This window comes from Streptomyces sp. NPDC021080 (assembly GCF_044333225.1).
Taxonomy (GTDB): Bacteria; Actinomycetota; Actinomycetes; order Streptomycetales; family Streptomycetaceae; genus Streptomyces.
The window spans coordinates 71,264-86,178 of sequence record NZ_JBIRQM010000017.1 but is presented as its reverse complement, the minus strand read 5'-3'; the positions used below and the strand labels follow the sequence as shown (position 1 = coordinate 86,178).

The 14,915-nt window shown below is 69.1% G+C and carries 10 protein-coding genes; 3 read left to right on the top strand and 7 right to left on the bottom strand.

The genetic code is table 11. From position 1 onward, the window contains the following. Positions 1-141: 141 nt before the first annotated feature. Together ACH4S8_RS34660 and ACH4S8_RS34655 are read right to left on the bottom strand one after the other, a co-directional pair. Positions 142-1,593: an amidase gene (locus ACH4S8_RS34660; RefSeq protein WP_398401295.1), complete on the bottom strand. Its 1,452-nt coding sequence runs from the start codon at positions 1,591-1,593 to the stop codon at positions 142-144. Positions 1,594-1,850: 257 nt separating this feature from the next. After that, positions 1,851-3,986 (bottom strand): glycoside hydrolase family 6 protein, encoded by a 2,136-nt coding sequence (locus ACH4S8_RS34655; RefSeq protein ID WP_398401293.1) that lies wholly within the window; start codon positions 3,984-3,986, stop codon positions 1,851-1,853. A 740-nt stretch (positions 3,987-4,726) separates the two neighbouring features. On the opposite strand from ACH4S8_RS34655, the gene ACH4S8_RS34650 reads away from it, so the two are divergent. Both ACH4S8_RS34650 and ACH4S8_RS34645 read left to right on the top strand, forming a co-directional pair. Then, a complete protein-coding gene (locus ACH4S8_RS34650; protein WP_398401291.1) occupies positions 4,727-6,568 on the top strand; it encodes a cellulase family glycosylhydrolase in 1,842 nt (613 codons plus the stop codon). A 111-nt stretch (positions 6,569-6,679) separates the two neighbouring features. Beyond that, positions 6,680-8,191, top strand: a complete 1,512-nt coding sequence (locus ACH4S8_RS34645; RefSeq protein WP_398401289.1) for a DUF4246 domain-containing protein — start codon at positions 6,680-6,682, stop codon at positions 8,189-8,191. A 157-nt stretch (positions 8,192-8,348) separates the two neighbouring features. On the opposite strand, the gene ACH4S8_RS34640 is transcribed toward ACH4S8_RS34645, so the two are convergent. Continuing rightward, positions 8,349-9,263, bottom strand: a complete 915-nt coding sequence (locus tag ACH4S8_RS34640) for a LysR substrate-binding domain-containing protein (protein ID WP_398401287.1) — start codon at positions 9,261-9,263, stop codon at positions 8,349-8,351. Positions 9,264-9,371: 108 nt separating this feature from the next. On the opposite strand from ACH4S8_RS34640, the gene ACH4S8_RS34635 reads away from it, so the two are divergent. After that, a complete protein-coding gene (locus tag ACH4S8_RS34635) occupies positions 9,372-10,217 on the top strand; it encodes an oxidoreductase (RefSeq protein WP_398401285.1) in 846 nt (281 codons plus the stop codon). 143 nt (positions 10,218-10,360) lie between these two features. Here ACH4S8_RS34635 and ACH4S8_RS34630 read toward each other — a convergent pair whose 3' ends face one another. The 4 genes from ACH4S8_RS34630 to ACH4S8_RS34615 form a co-directional block, all read right to left on the bottom strand. Next, positions 10,361-11,215: an endonuclease/exonuclease/phosphatase family protein gene (locus tag ACH4S8_RS34630; RefSeq protein WP_398401283.1), complete on the bottom strand. Its 855-nt coding sequence runs from the start codon at positions 11,213-11,215 to the stop codon at positions 10,361-10,363. Between the two features lie 415 nt (positions 11,216-11,630). Further along, positions 11,631-12,590 (bottom strand): 5'-nucleotidase, encoded by a 960-nt coding sequence (locus tag ACH4S8_RS34625; RefSeq protein ID WP_398401557.1) that lies wholly within the window; start codon positions 12,588-12,590, stop codon positions 11,631-11,633. Positions 12,591-12,890: 300 nt separating this feature from the next. Continuing rightward, positions 12,891-13,880 (bottom strand): ornithine cyclodeaminase family protein, encoded by a 990-nt coding sequence (locus ACH4S8_RS34620; protein WP_398401281.1) that lies wholly within the window; start codon positions 13,878-13,880, stop codon positions 12,891-12,893. Between the two features lie 469 nt (positions 13,881-14,349). Then, positions 14,350-14,847, bottom strand: coding sequence for a hypothetical protein (locus tag ACH4S8_RS34615; protein ID WP_398401279.1), 498 nt, complete (start codon positions 14,845-14,847; stop codon positions 14,350-14,352). Positions 14,848-14,915: the final 68 nt, after the last annotated feature.

The following is a 14,915-nucleotide window of genomic DNA, read 5'->3' as shown; positions in this document are numbered from 1 at the left end:
GTGCGAACACGATCTGGCTGTCGAGGCGACTGGACAGCCGGCACGGCCGGTCCCGCATGTCAGGCCGCGAGCATCAGGACCGGGCCTCAGCCCTCGCTCGTCGTCCGCACCTCGTCCTCGACGGACACCCGGTAGGAGGCCCTACCTCGGCGCCTGGAAGCCGCCGATCTTCTGCTCGAGCAGTTCGGCCAGCCGCAGCGGGGTGCGGTCCTCGTACATCGGACCGATGAGCTGCACTCCCACCGGCAGCCCCTCGGGGGACCTGCCCGCCGGTATGGCGGTGGCGGGCAGGCCGGGCATGGTGGCCAGACCGGCCCAGACGAGCTGGTCGAAGTACGGGTACCCGACGCCGTCGATGTCGATCCGGCGTTCCAGCACATCGGGGTTGTGGTCGTGCGGGAACGCGGGAGTGGGCGTGATCGGGCACACCACGGCATCGAACTCGGCGAAGAACTGCCGCCAGCCGTGGCGGTGGAGTTCGCGACGGTTGTTCGCCTCCATCCAGTCGCGGTGGCTGAACACCATGCCGCGCAGCCGCGTCGCGTCGAGGCTCCGGTCGTCCGCGCTCAGTCCGGCGGCGCGGGTCCGCAGCTGCTCGTACCCCTCGACGGGAAAACGCGCGACGGAGCTCGAAAACAGCAACTGCGTGTAGAGCAGCGCGGCTTCGGTCAGATCGGGCAGCAGCGGAGTGTGCCGTTCGACGCGGGCGCCGCCGTCGGCAAGGGCGTCGGCCACCCGGTTCACGCCCGCCTGCACGGCGGACCCGGTCGGAATGAGCGGATGCTCGTCGACGACCAGGACCCGGAAGTCGCCGAGCCGCTCGTGGCGCGCGGGCGGCAGCGTCACGTCGTACGCCTTGCCGAGCGTCAGCGGGTCCGGTCCGGCCATGACGTCGAGCAGGAGCGTGAGGTCGCGGGCAGTGCGCGCCATCGGACCGACGACGGCGAGGTCGAGGTCGACCGGCAATGGCAGTGCCGGCGGCGCGACCATGCCGCGGGTTGCCGCCAGTCCCAGTGTCGGCTTGTGCGCGTAGATGCCGCAGAAATGCGCGGGGGTGCGCAGCGAACCGGCGAGGTCGGAGCCGATGGACAGCGCGCAGAATCCGGACGCCAGGGCCGCCGCTGATCCGCCGGAGGATCCGCCCGACGTGCGACCGTGATCCCATGGATTGTTGGTGGTGCCGTAGAGCTCGTTGAAGCTCTGGATGTCTTGCAGCCCCAAGGGCACGTTGGTCTTGCCCAGCACCACCGCGCCCGAGGCCTTGAGCCGCGACACCTGTACCGCATCCTCGGCCGGCACATGGTCCCGGTGTTGCGGCATGCCCCAGGTCGTGGGCAGCCCGGCCATGTCGTAGGACTCTTTGACCGTCACCGGAATGCCGAGCAGCGGCCGGACCTCGCCGCGGGCGCGCGCCTGGTCGGCACCGCGCGCGGCGGCCCGCGCACGGTCGAAGTCCGGCACGCAGATCGCGTTGATCATCTTGTCGTCGCGCTCGATACGGGCGATCGCCTCGTCGGTCAACTCCGCCGAGGTCACTTCACCGGCACGTAAGGCAGCCGCGAGTTCTTCTGCAGTCTGAAAGTTCCACTCCATGAATCCGACCGTACTGACCTCCGGCAGAAGTCATAAAATGCCGATTCGCACAACACATCTGACAACTTCCCCTGTTTTTGGCAGAGTTCCGAGGGACTGGAGGTACGCGACTCGGACCCGAGGATGCCGCGGCCGCGGTCGAACGCCACCCCTGCCCGCGGCCCACCGCGTTGTTCGCCGCGAGCAGCCTCCAGGCGGCGTGGGGGCCGGAGCGTCGCCGCCCCGGCCCCCTGTCCGCTCTGTCGGCTCCGCCCGCTCTACGGCTCGGTGCCCCAGACCAGAGTGCCCGACACGTACACGGTCACCTTCGCCGCGTCCGCGTAGGAGCTGTTGGTGCCGCGGCTGTAGTCGTCCGACTCGTCGAAGTTCGACCAGTCCGACTTGGCCATGCGCAGCTGCAGTTCACCGCTGTCCGCTCCGGCCGCCAGGGAACCGGAGTTGAAGCCCACCTCCAGGTAGTGGTCCGCACCCGTACGGCTCGGGGAAACGGCGCTCACCGAAGTCTTCACCGTGGAGCAGCCGAGCTGCGCCCAGTCGCAGAAGGTCTGGTAGCCGGCGGAGGAGGATTCCCCGGTGAACCAGTAGCGGACGGTCACCTTGGACAGATCGACCGCGCCGGAACCGCTGTTGACCAGCTTGAGGCCGGGCTTGACCTGGTTGTCACCGGCAGAGAAGTCGTTGTTCTTGTACTGCGCCTTGAGACCCGACGAGCCTCCTCCCCCACCCGATGATGCCTTGGTGGTGGCGGACACCGCCGTGGACGACGCCGAGACGTTGCCGGCCGCGTCCTTGGCCTTGACGGTGTAGCTGTAGGTGGTGGAGGCGGCGAGCCCGCTGTCGGTGTAGGACGTGGCGGTGGCGCTGCCGACCTTCGTGCCGTCGCGGTAGACGTCGTATCCCGTGACCGCGGTGTTGTCCGTGGACGCGCTCCAGGTCAGGGAGGCGCTGTTGCTCGTCGTGGAGCTGACCGTGAGGCCGCCGGGAACGGTGGGGGCCTGCGTGTCACCGCCACCGCCGCCCGATCCGCTCACCGGCGGGTTGGCGTTGGCGAGCAGTTGACGGAACTGGGCGGAGAACCAGTGCCCGGCGAGCGGGGAGTTGGGGAGCGCCCCGGTGAGGTTGTTCCCGTTGCGCGCGTTCCCGGTGTACGTGGGGTCGCACATCCGGTCGAAGCCCTTGCCCTCGTCGTTGTCGACGGCCTGGCTGGCCCCGTCCGACTCGCCCGGGGGCTTGGCCCACACGTAGGCGTCGATTCCGGTGTCGGGTGCGGTCGTCGGGCGCTCACCCAGGCCCGCCCCGCTCTGGTTGCACCAGTTTCCGGCGTGGATGCGCCGGTCGATACGGCCGCCGTCCACGTAGGCGTCGACGCTGGTCGTCGGGCCGGGACCGGTCGGCCGGGCCGAACCGCCCCAGCCGTTGCGCGAGGTGTCGATGAGCATGCCGATGCCGGAGTCGAAGCCCTGCCCGACGAGCGCGGTGCGCAGGCCCTGCGCGTACGAGCTCTCGTCGTCGTACTGGTTCCAGTCGATCCACTTCGACTGGCGCACGGTCTGGCCGTTCACCGTGTCCGTCACCTTCACGTACGGCTCTTTGGTGGCGGAGTAGTTGGCGGTGTTCACGATGAAGCCTGTCACGTCGTTCACGGTGGCGCCGTTGGTGGTGGCGGCCTTCTTGAACTCCTGGGCGGCCGGGGTGAGGTTGCTGTCCCAGCCGAGCCAGCCGTGGTGGCCGGCGTCGATGTAGTTGTAGGTGTTGGGCAGAGCGCCGAGTGTGTGGAGGGCGTAGCCGACGCCCTTCTCGTAGTTGCCGTTCGCCTTCATGGTGGCGCACTGGGTCGTGGAGCCGGCGGTGCCGCCCGCGTTGGTCACGAGGTTGGGCAGTGAGTCGGGCTCGATGAGGTTGACGATCCGCAGGCTCGCGTAGGCCGGGTCGGCGAGGATCGCGGCGATCGGGTCGATGTAGCTGCTCTGGTAGGTGGCCAGGTCGTCGGGACCGAGTTCGCCGTTGGAGGCCAGGGCGGCGCAGTCCCGGCCCGGGAGGTCGTAGATGACCAGCTGGACGAGGTTGGCGCCCTGCGCCTTGGCCGCGTCGAGGTGAGCTTTCAGACCACGCGCGTCGGCGGTGCCCTGGATCGCGGCCATCCGGTCCAGCCAGACGAAGGTGGGCTGGTTCGAGATGGCCGAACCGCCGGGCTCGGCCGCGGCCTTGGCCGACCAGTCGGGGTTCACGTAGGCCTTCGCGCCGACGTAGGGGTTGTCGAGTTTGGCGGCCGCTGCCGCGGGGGTCGGCAGGGCGGTGACGGACAGCGCGCCGAGGAGGGCGCCGACGGCCAGAGCGGCGGTCCGCTTCGGTCCGCTTCGGCGCACGGTGGAGTCGGGTCTACGGGAAGGCATCGGCCATCTCCTGGGGAGAGCAGGCGAGTACGGGCGGTGTGCGGGGTCGCCGAGGGCCACCCGGTGTGCCGCGGCTCGGGCACACCGGACGGAAGTCCGCCGGACGGGCATTGCGTTCAGGCATGACGGAGGTGCGATCGTGTGCGTCGCGCATCGTGGAACTGGGGCCGTCGAGCATGAGCGTGCCGCGGCGTCGTCCGGACGTGGGTCCGGCGTGCTCGCCGCCGCGCAGACGGTGCCCGTCACCGAGGTGACGGCGGGGACTTGGGACTGAATGTGGGAGCGCTCCCAAACTGCGACGTTCGGACTGCGGATGTCAACACCCGTGCACAGAATGCATTCCTGACGCATCGTCATCCACTGGCTTCATGGTGCATGCCCACCCACGGCCGTGCGGGCGCATGCCAGGTCGTGGCACGCAAGGGAGGCACAGGGGCCCGAGGAGCGTCCGGGGGAGCATCCCGAAATCGGGGTCACCCCCTCCACGGGCCGGGCGTGGCCGAAACGGCGCACACCCATGGCCGACAACTCCCCACGGGGACACCATCGCCGCGCGGGGTATTGACGCGAACACGCTTAGTGGCTTCCATGTGCGCAGTCCGGCTTCGACGAGCCGGCCGTCGGGAGCGGGACACTCGCGACGGTCGCGGGAGCCGTCATACCGGATGCCCATCCACCTGCTCACCCGGAGACGCGCGCCCGAGAATGGGAGCGCTCCCACCCGGAGAGGACCCCCCACCATGCGTCACCCACCCTCATTCCGCGTCCGGCGCGCCCTGGTCGCGCTCCTCACCGCGGCCCTCGCCGCGCTCGCTCCCTTCACGGTGGCGGTGCCGGCGCAGGCGGCCCCCGCCCCGTCCCCGTCACGTGCGGCCGCCGCCCCGTCGTCCGCGGCAGCCGCGTCCGGAGCCGGATACTGGCACACAGACGGCCGCCGGCTCCTCGACGCGCAGAACCAGCCGGTACGCATGGCGGGCATCAACTGGTTCGGGTTCGAGACGTCCAACTACGTGGCGCACGGCCTCTGGTCGCGCGACTACAAGTCGATGATCGACCAGATGAAGACGCTGGGTTACAACACCATCCGCCTGCCCTACAGCGACGACATCTTCAAGGGCACCCAGCCCAACGGCATCAGCTACGCCAACGGTCTGAACGCCGACCTGCAAGGTCTCAACTCGCTCCAGGTGATGGACAAGATCGTCGACTACGCGGGCTCGGTCGGTCTCAAGGTCGTACTCGACCGTCATCGGCCCGACTCCTCGGCCCAGTCGGCGCTCTGGTACACCTCCGCCGTCCCCGAGACGACCTGGATCGCCGACCTCAAGGCCCTGGCGGCGCGCTACCAGGGCGACACCGCCGTGATCGGGATCGATCTGCACAACGAGCCGCACGACCCCGCCTGCTGGGGGTGCGGCGACACGAGCACCGACTGGCGGCTCGCCGCCGAACGGGCCGGCAACGCGGTCCTGTCCGTCAACCCCAGCCTGCTGATCTTCGTCGAGGGCGTCCAGACGGTGAACGGTCAGAGCACCTGGTGGGGTGGCAACCTCGCCGGGGCCGCCACCGCGCCGGTACGGCTGAACGTCGCGAACCGCCTGGTCTACTCGGCCCACGACTACGCCACCAGCGTGGCGCAGCAACCGTGGTTCAGCGATCCGTCGTTCCCGGCGAACATGCCGGCTGTCTGGGACAAGTACTGGGGCTACCTCTTCAAACAGAACATCGCGCCCGTATGGATCGGCGAGTTCGGCACCACGCTTCAGTCGACGGTCGACCAGAAGTGGCTCGCGGCGCTCGTCGACTACCTGCGCCCCACGAGCACCTACGGGGCCGACAGCTTCAACTGGACCTTCTGGTCGTGGAATCCGAACTCCGGCGACACGGGAGGCATCCTCAAGGACGACTGGCAGACCGTGGACACCGTCAAGGACGGCTATCTCGCGAGCATCAAGGCTCCGGGCTTCTCCGGCGGCGGAGGCGGGGGTGGCGGTGACACGACCGCGCCCTCGACACCGACCGGACTGGCCGTGACCGGTACCACCGCGTCGAGTGTGTCCCTGTCGTGGAAAGCCTCCACCGACGACACCGGGGTGACCGGCTACGACGTCTACCGCGGCACGACCAAGGCCGGTCAGGCCACCGGCACGTCCTTCACCGACACGGGCCTCACCGCGGCGACCCGCTACGACTACACGGTGCGGGCTCACGACGCGGCCGGCAACACCTCTCCGGCGTCCGCGTCGGTCAGCGCGACGACCGCCGGCACCGGGGGCGGCTCCAGCGGATGTACGGCCACCTACAAGGTGAGCAGCGACTGGGGCAGCGGATTCAACGCCGACATCACGGTCACCAACACGGGCTCCTCGGCGACCAGGTCGTGGCAGGTGACATGGGAGTGGACGGGCAACCAGACCGTCTCCGGGATGTGGAACGCCTCCTACAGCCAGGTGGGCAGGGCGGTGACCGCGAGCAACGCCGACCACAACGGCGCCATCGCGCCCGGCGCCTCGACCGGCTTCGGGTTCAGCGCGGCACCGGGCGGCGCGGGTTCACCGGTCCTGAGCTGCCGGGCGGGCTAGCCACGTCGGCACTCCGGCTCCCGGACCAGCGACGACAGGACCACGGCTGCGGTGTCAGTCCCCTGAAGTACCCTTCCAGCCACCGCACACCGACTGGGAGGACCAAGAGAATTGACTGGCCTGACTGCTTTCCCGCTGCCCTTTGAAGCTTCCCGTTCCCTGTCGTTCGCGAAGCCCCGAACACTGCGGGAACTTCAGATGATGCAGTGCAGCGCCCACATCCGGGCGAAGCCGGGATGGTTCGACAAGATGAACGATGCCGGCATCGTCGCCAGGTGGACGCAAGAAGCGGTCTCCCAGGGCCTCACCGAAGCGCAGGTTCGTTACGTGCTCGCCGAGCTCGCGCATTACGCAGCGCTGCGGGACGGACGAACCGGCGTCGAGGTGTCCGCCGTCGACGGGGTGTGGCAGTCGGACACACTGGTCGACGACAAGCTCAGAACCCGGCTGCGCGAGGCGGTCCGGGTTCTGGAACAGGTCCCCGAAGCAGAACAGGACTGGCATCCCGGATCCGACGGCCAGGTCCTGGATCTGGTTCACCCCTCACTGTTCTGCCTGGTGAGAGAGGCGAGCGGCGCACCCGAACGGGCTTGGCAGAACCCGACGAACCGCTACTCGAAACACGAGTTCTCGGAGAAGTTCCAGTGGCTGCCCACGGACGTCGACGTCAGCGACGACGGTGATGTCACCTTCCGTTCGTACGTGAACAACGTCCACCCCGAGACCCATCGCGAACTGGTCTCCGTCCTGCCGGACTTGTTCGCAGGCTTTCGCCCGCTGCTGGAGAACGTGCTCACCGATCTGCGCCATCCGCGGCCCCTGCGGATCGAAGCCGATCCTTACGGGTGGTACGAGTCGCGGGAGCCGGAGTATCCGGACAAGTCCTCCTACGGTGATGCCGGGGCCTACGCGGAAGCCGTCCGCGTATGGGAAGAGGCGGAGGACGACTGGTGGCAGAACCGCCGCCCGACCATCCCGGACGCCCCGGCGTTCACCCCGCCCGAGTCACCTGACGAATCCGCCCGGGTCGACCTGCGCGGTCGGAGTCTCCAGGTCATCGTCAAGCTCGCCACCATTCACCTCACCCCGGAAAAGCCCGAGTACCCCGGCGGTTCCTGGCATGTCGAGGGGATGTTGAACGAGCGGATCGTCTCGACCGGCATCTACTACTGGGACAGCGAGAACATAACCGAAAGCCGGCTGAGTTTCCGGGCGGCACTCGACGACCCGGACTACGAACAGAGTGACGACAACGGTGTGCGTGACGTCTACGGCCTGGAGAACGAAGACGCGCTGAACCAGCTGCTGGGATCGGCAACGACCCCGGCGGGCCGCTGCCTGGCGTTCCCGAACATCCTGCAACACCGCGTCGACTCGTTCCGCCTCATGGATTCAACGCGCCCGGGACATCGCAAAATCCTCGCGTTCTTCCTCGTCGACCCGTCGGAAAAGATCGTCTCGACATCCGACGTGCCACCGCAGCAACCATGGTCCGACACCTCGACCATGACGCTCGAACAGGCCAAGAGCTACCGCGAACAACTCATGCAGGAACGCAAGTTCTTCGTCGACGAACACAACGAGCAGCTCTACGAACGGGAATTCTCCCTCTGCGAGCACTGAACCTCGTTCGCACCTTCACCTGCCACCGCCGTCCTCGGAGCTGTCCGGTCACCGGAGCCGGCACGAGGCCGCCGTCACGGCGCGCCCCGTGCTCGAAGGAGGACGGAGCCCGACGAGAAGGGCGGCTGAGTGCCCGGTGGCAGCTCCGGACAGGTGATCAGGAAGTACCGGCTCCCACTTTTTCCGCTGCGGCCAAGTAGGCCAGCACGGTGGGCCGCCCGTCGTCCTGGCGCGCGGCCACCGCGAGCCGGGACGGGGAAATGCCGCGGACCGGTACGGCGATCACCTCGTCCCGGACGACCAGCGGGGCGTTGCCGGTCGCCAGCAGGGCCACTCCCTGGCCGTTGGCGACCGCCTCGTGCGTCTCCTCGGCGCTGGCCACCACACCGCCTATCCGCGGCGCGCGATCGCCACGGGAATCCAGGGCCAGCCAGTAGTCCCGCAGTGGACCGGCCTCGGGAGGGAGGGCGAGGAAGGGCTCGTCGAGGAGATCGGCGAAGTCCACCGCGCCCTCACGGTCGGCTGCGGCCCGTGCCGCCAGGGGGTGCCCCTGGGGCAGTGCCACAACGCGCGGCTCCTGGGCCACGACCGCGTACCGATAGCGTTCGCCGTCCGGGAGCGGCAGCCAGACGAACGCGACATCGCTGGACCCGTCCGCCAGCCCTGCACTGGGATCGGCCCAGTTGACCTGCCGCAGGACGGGTCGTGCGTCCGGGTACAGGGAGACCAGCCGGGTCCGCAGCGCGGGCAGCAGCCCGCGGCCCGGGCTGGTGGACATGCCGATCACCAAGGTGTTCCGTTCGGCGGCCCTCGCCTCCTCCACCGCCGCCTCGGCGGCCCGCCAGGCGGCCAGCGTCTCGCGGGCGTGCGGCAGCAGGGCTTTCCCCACCGGCGTCAGCCGTACCGTCCTCCGGTCCCGGCGGAACAGACACGCGCCGAGCTGTTTCTCCAGCATCCGTATCTGCTTGCTGAGCGCGGGCTGGGAGACGAACAGCCGCTCGGCGGCCCGTGTGAAGTTCAGTTCCTCGGCGACCGCGACGAAGTAGCGCAGATCGCGCCCGTGGACGTCCATGACGCATGGCTATCACAGCGGGTCTTGGACTCTGCCCCGGATTCCGGCCGAGGATGGGGACTGTCGGCGGGGATGTCCCGGACGGCAGTCGACGAGGGAGACGAAGAGATGACCGAGAACGGCAAGGTCTGGCTGGTCACCGGCGCGAGCAGCGGCTTCGGGCGAGCCATCGCCGAGGCTGCGGTCGCCGCCGGGGACACGGTGATCGGCACGGCCCGGCGGACCGAAGCTCTGGCCGACCTGGTCGCCGCGCACCCCGACCGGGTGGAAGCGATCGGTCTCGACGTCACTGACGGCGGGCGGATCGACGCGGTGGCCGCCGACGTCCTGGCTCGCTACGGCCGGGTCGACGTGCTGGTGAACAACGCCGGGCGCACGCAGATCGGGGCGTTCGAGGAGACCACCGACCAAGAGCTGCGCGACCTGTTCGAGCTGCACGTGTTCGGCCCGGCTCGTCTGACCCGGGCGCTGCTGCCGCAGATGCGGGAGCGGGGCAGCGGATCGATCGTGAACATGAGCAGTTTCGGCGGGCAGTTGTCCTTCGCCGGATTCTCCGCGTACAGCGCGACCAAGGCGGCGCTGGAACAGCTGTCCGAGGGCCTGGCCGACGAGGTGGCCCCGTTCGGCGTCAAGGTGCTGATCGTGGAGCCCGGCTCCTTCCGCACCAACCTGTTCGGCAAGGGCGCGGCCTACTTCTCCGAGGAGCACCCGGCGTACGCGGAGAAGGTCGGCGCGACTCGGAAGATGGTGCGGGACGGCGCCGGTACGCAGCCCGGGGATCCGGCGAAGGCCGCGGCGGCGATCCGGCAGGCCCTGGAAGCCGAGAACACCCCGCTGAGGCTCGCCCTCGGCAGCGACGCCGTGGACTTCCTCGTCGGACACCTGGATTCGGTACGGGCCGAACTCGCCGCGTGGGAGAAGGTCTCCCGGGACACGGAGTTCGACACGCGGTGATGACCTGACGCGGGGTGGAGCACAGGCAGAACCCGTTCCCCTGTCCTTCCGGCCGCGGCCACGTCAGCGCACTGCTCTCTCTCGCACCGAAGTCGTGCTCGCGGGCCGGGTCGGCCCGCGAGCACGTCACGTGGCTCTTGGCTTCAGCCGATGGGTGCGGCCGCGTCCAGGTTCCTCTGCGCGGCGGCGGCCCGGCCCAGTTTCAGCAGGGGCTCTTCGGCCGGATCCGGCGCCTTGCGGCTGCTGCTGGACGGTGGTGGGGTTCCGCCGGTCGACGGGGGCGGGAGCGGCACGTGGACGCAGGAGGACTTGCCGGACTCCAGGGCACCGTTGATCGCGGTGATGCAGAACTCGTAGTTCCAGTTGCCCGGGAACAGGAAGGCGATCTGGTGCTCGGGACCGTCCGTGATGTACGGGCCCTGCGTCGGCGAGCCCTCGGGGTCGTTCACGTTGCGCACCCACACCCGGTACCCGGCCGCTTCGGGGGACCCCTTCCAGTTCAGCTGGACGGTGGTGGCGTCGATGGACCTGACCGTGACGTCCGTCGGGACGGCCGGTGTGCCCGCGCCGATGGTCACGGACCGGGCCACGCCGGGAATGCCGCCGCCGGCCCGGCCGCCCGGGTTCGCGGGGTCGGGATCGTTGGTCTGCAGGAAGACCATGTACCACTCGGAGGGCCGTTGGGACGCATGCCAGTTGACGTAGGTGACCAGCGGGTTGCCTTCGGTTCCCGTCGGGTTGCTCAGCAGGGTGGCACCGTGCGGCACGCCGGCGCCCGTCTCCTGGAGCATGACGACGTCGGCCCGGCCTCCGCTGTCGGTCCGGGCCGCGTTGAGGATCTGCGGGAGGTACGCCGTCCAGAGGTCCTCGCCCTGCGCGGTGGCTCCTTGCATGTTCCAGGTGAGGAAGGGAGTTTCGTCCGGAGGTGCCGCGTGGGCCGGCCCGGCGGCCAGGACGGTGAACGGCACCACCAGGAGCGCGAACAACAGCGCCTGCACGGTGCCGAGGGCAACGGACCTGACGCGCCGCGGCCCGCCGGGCCGTGTCCGCGCGGGCCACCTTGCCGTCGACCGTCTTCCGGCTCGGCCCGGCGGGCAGGGAGCGGTATATAAGGACATCGACTCGGTTCGCCTTCTGTCTGACTTGATCACGACAAATGCGAACGTATCCCACCCTCGCCGAACCACCTTTCCCGAAACCGGCTTTCAGCCACCCGGACTCAGAGGACACCGCCGTGATGCGCTCCTCGGGCTCTCCCGCCTTGCGCAGGAAACCGGTGTTCAGAACCGTCGGAGCCGACGTACGCGAAACCCGGTGACGGGGCCGGAAGCCGCTGTCACCGCGAACGCATCGGAGCGAGCCGGTTTTGCCGGCGCGGGCATTTCGCGGCCCGGATCCGGTCCGGGGCCGGCCTCATTGCTGTGCTTGCCCGGTCGCCGGGCGCTCCGGTTCGTTCACCTTCCCAAAGGGGATGTGCACGCTGGGCGTACTGCGGGCGGTGCCGGTCAGATGGCCGACCTGGTCGTCGAAGAAGATGTGGGGCTTGAGGACTTCCATGATCGTGCTCTTGTCTATGCCCCCGAGGAAGAAGGCGTCGTTGACGGTCACACCCCAGTTCTTCAGGCTGCGCACCGGGCGTTCATGAGCGGGTGCGTTGCGGGCGGTGACGAGGGAGACGTGGACGCGCATTCTGTAGTCGGCGTCTTCTGCCCGCTGTTCCTCTTCGCGCCGCTGGAGCCGGTTGACGCCTGCGAGGAAGTCTCGCAGGGGACCGGGGTCGTGCGGGGTGGCGGCGTTCGCCGACTCGTGGAAGCGGAAGTCCTCGATGCCGCCGGCCTGGTAGACCTGTTCCGAGGCGTCGTCGGCGAGGACTCCGTCGAAGTCGAAGGCGATCCGCAGGTCCTGGTCATCGTCCTCGTCGGCCACCGCTGAGCCGAGTACGCGGCCAGCTGGCAGCCCGAGCGCGACGGCCTCGCGGACGTCGTCCTCGTTCGCGGACAGGAACAGGGACATGTTCAGGGCGGGCATGAAGCGGTAGGGCGAACGGCCGTGCATGAAGATGGCCCGGCTGATCGGCAGTTCGTAGGACTGGATGGACCGCATGACCCGCAGCCCGGTGTCGGGATCGTTGCGGGACAGGATGATGACCTCGACAAGAGGGTCATCGGGTGAGAGGTCGTTCAGGGACAACAGCCTGCGGATGAAGGGGAAGGCCACCCCTTTGTCCAGCGTGTCCTCCAGGTGTTCCTCCTGGTAGGTGCGGTAGACCTCCTCTCCCTGATCACGGAAGACGGCATCCGCCTCAGCCAGGTCGAACAGTGCGCTGGATGCAATACCGACAACCAGACGGTTCTCGAGTTCGTAGACGGCCACGTCGTACCCCCGGCCCTGTTCCGCACACACGCCCCGATCATGTTAAATCACCACGCTCCACGAAGACCGCTGTCCGCGTACTCGTGTGAGTGGCCCCGGCGAGATTCCCGTGAAACCGGGGCGTGCCCCTGTGCACCGCTGACACTCCGTCACGTCGGGCGGTGTCGGAGTCGAACGGGGTGGTGATGCCCTGCACGACCGCGGGCGACGCAAGGTCCATGGACCGCTGCGCACTTGCCCTCGGTGCGAGCATCCCGTCCAGCCGCCGCACGGTGGGATGGCCGTGTGCCGGTGACGGCATCACCGCAGCGTGAGCTCCTCGCCGATCGACCGCTCGCGGGCGGAAGCGATGACCAGGGCCGCGGCCGCGGCGTCCTGAACCGCCACGCCGACCGACTTGTAGAGGGTGATCTGGTCGGGCGTGGTGCGCCCCGGTCTGCTGCCGGCGATGAGCTCGCCCAGCTCGGCGTGCACGTGATCGGCTGTGATGAGCCCGTCGCGGATCGGTGCGAGCAGGTCGTTGCTGCCCGCGGGAGGTGGGGCGAGTACGGCTCGACGCGATTCGACGCACACCAGCGCCTCGACGATCGTGGCGTCGTCGATCTCGCGGCCGACCGGGTTGTATCCCACGGACGTGATGTGCACCCCGGGTGTCAGCCAGGAGCGGCGGACCACGGGTTCGACGGCGTGCGTCGTCGCGGCGGCGATGTCCGCGCCGTCGAGCGCTTCGGCGTAACTGGACACGGCCCGGACTTCGACCTCCAATGCGGTCGAGAGTTCCTCGGCCAGCGCGGCAGCTTTCTCCGGGTCCCGGCCGGCCACGCGGATCTGCCGGATCCGGCGGACCCGGCAGATCGCGCGGGCGTGGGAGCGGGCCTGTACGCCGGTGCCCAGTACGGCCAGCACCGTCGCGTCCTCCCGGGCCAGCAGTCGCGCCGACAGCGCGGAGCAGGCGCCGGTCCGCGCTGCGGTGATGGCCGTACCGTCCAGCAGGGCGGCGGGCTCGCCGGTGTCCGGATCGAATGCCACGATCAGCGCCTGATGTGTGGGCAGTTGTGTCCCGTCGTTGTGCGGGAAGAGCGAGACCAGCTTGGTCATGAGCACCCTGGCCGACGGCAGGAAACCCGGCATGGCGGCCAGGAATCCATCGCGTTCGGGCACCAGGGCGGCGACGCGGTCGGGTACCGAGGCGCGGCCCGCGCTGAGGTCCGCCATCGCCGAGGCCAGGGAGTCGATCAGCGAGTCCATGGAGAGCAGGGACTCGACCTGCGAGCGGCCCAGAACAAGCATGCGCTTCAGCCTCCTGACACCGGTCGTACGGCCCGCGACCGCACCGTCCAAGCGTCAACGCCGCCCCCTCGCCGCCCCGCTACGACACGCAGTCTTTCCTGAGCACGTTCATCCGTACGCGCCGGAGCACATCGGCGTGTGCTCCGGCACGTGCCGGAGTGAGGAGCAGTTGGACGACGCAGCGGACGACAACAGCACCTCGCCTCACCCCGCAGATCGCGCACCATGCCGGCGAAGTCGCGAGCGTGGCGCGCGGTGGCGTCGAGTGTGGGCAGACGGCCCGGATCTCTTCGAGCTCGGCCGCGTCGGTCTCGGCGAGGTTGTCCAGATCAGGCAGGTGACGTCACAAGATCCCCGGCAGAGCAGGTAACTCCCCACCCGCGCGGTCACGTTTCCCCGGGCGATGGCGGTCGGAGGCAGCCGCCCAACGGCATGAGGGGCGCCCCGGTCTCACTCGACCCGCCGCCGCTCACATGGACGTCGGGTACACGGGCGGCCATGGGTAGCCGAGTTGCTCGGCGTCATGCGAACCACCCCAGACCTCCGCGGTGGCACGGGGATCACCTGCGGTCAGGCTTGCCTCAAGGTGCTCGGCCTGGTCGGCCGGGTCGTCTGCGGAGATCGGGAGAGTGATCCCGAACTGGAGCCAGGGCCGGTCCGGCTCGGTCCGGATACGGGGATGCATCAGGACGACGTGGATCCGATCGGGTTCCAGGCGGGTGGCCCAGATGTCTTCCACCTCGCAGTCCCACCTGACCGACCAGTCCTCGCGTCTTCTCAGCCTCGTCTCAAGCAGCCGGGCGACCGCCCCGGCCGGCCACTCCCACCTGCGGTCCTCTCCGGCTCGGTGGACCTCGGCCTCGTACTGACCGGCGGCGAACCGGAGTTCCGGCAGGTCGACATCCTGATCGACCGGGTCGCGCCAGCCCGCCCACACCACATGCTCCCCGTCGCCCCTGACCGTCATGTAGAGAGCACCACAGCAGCCCTCATAGCCGCACCCCCTGGGGACGGCGAGCCGAACCTCGTGGGGCG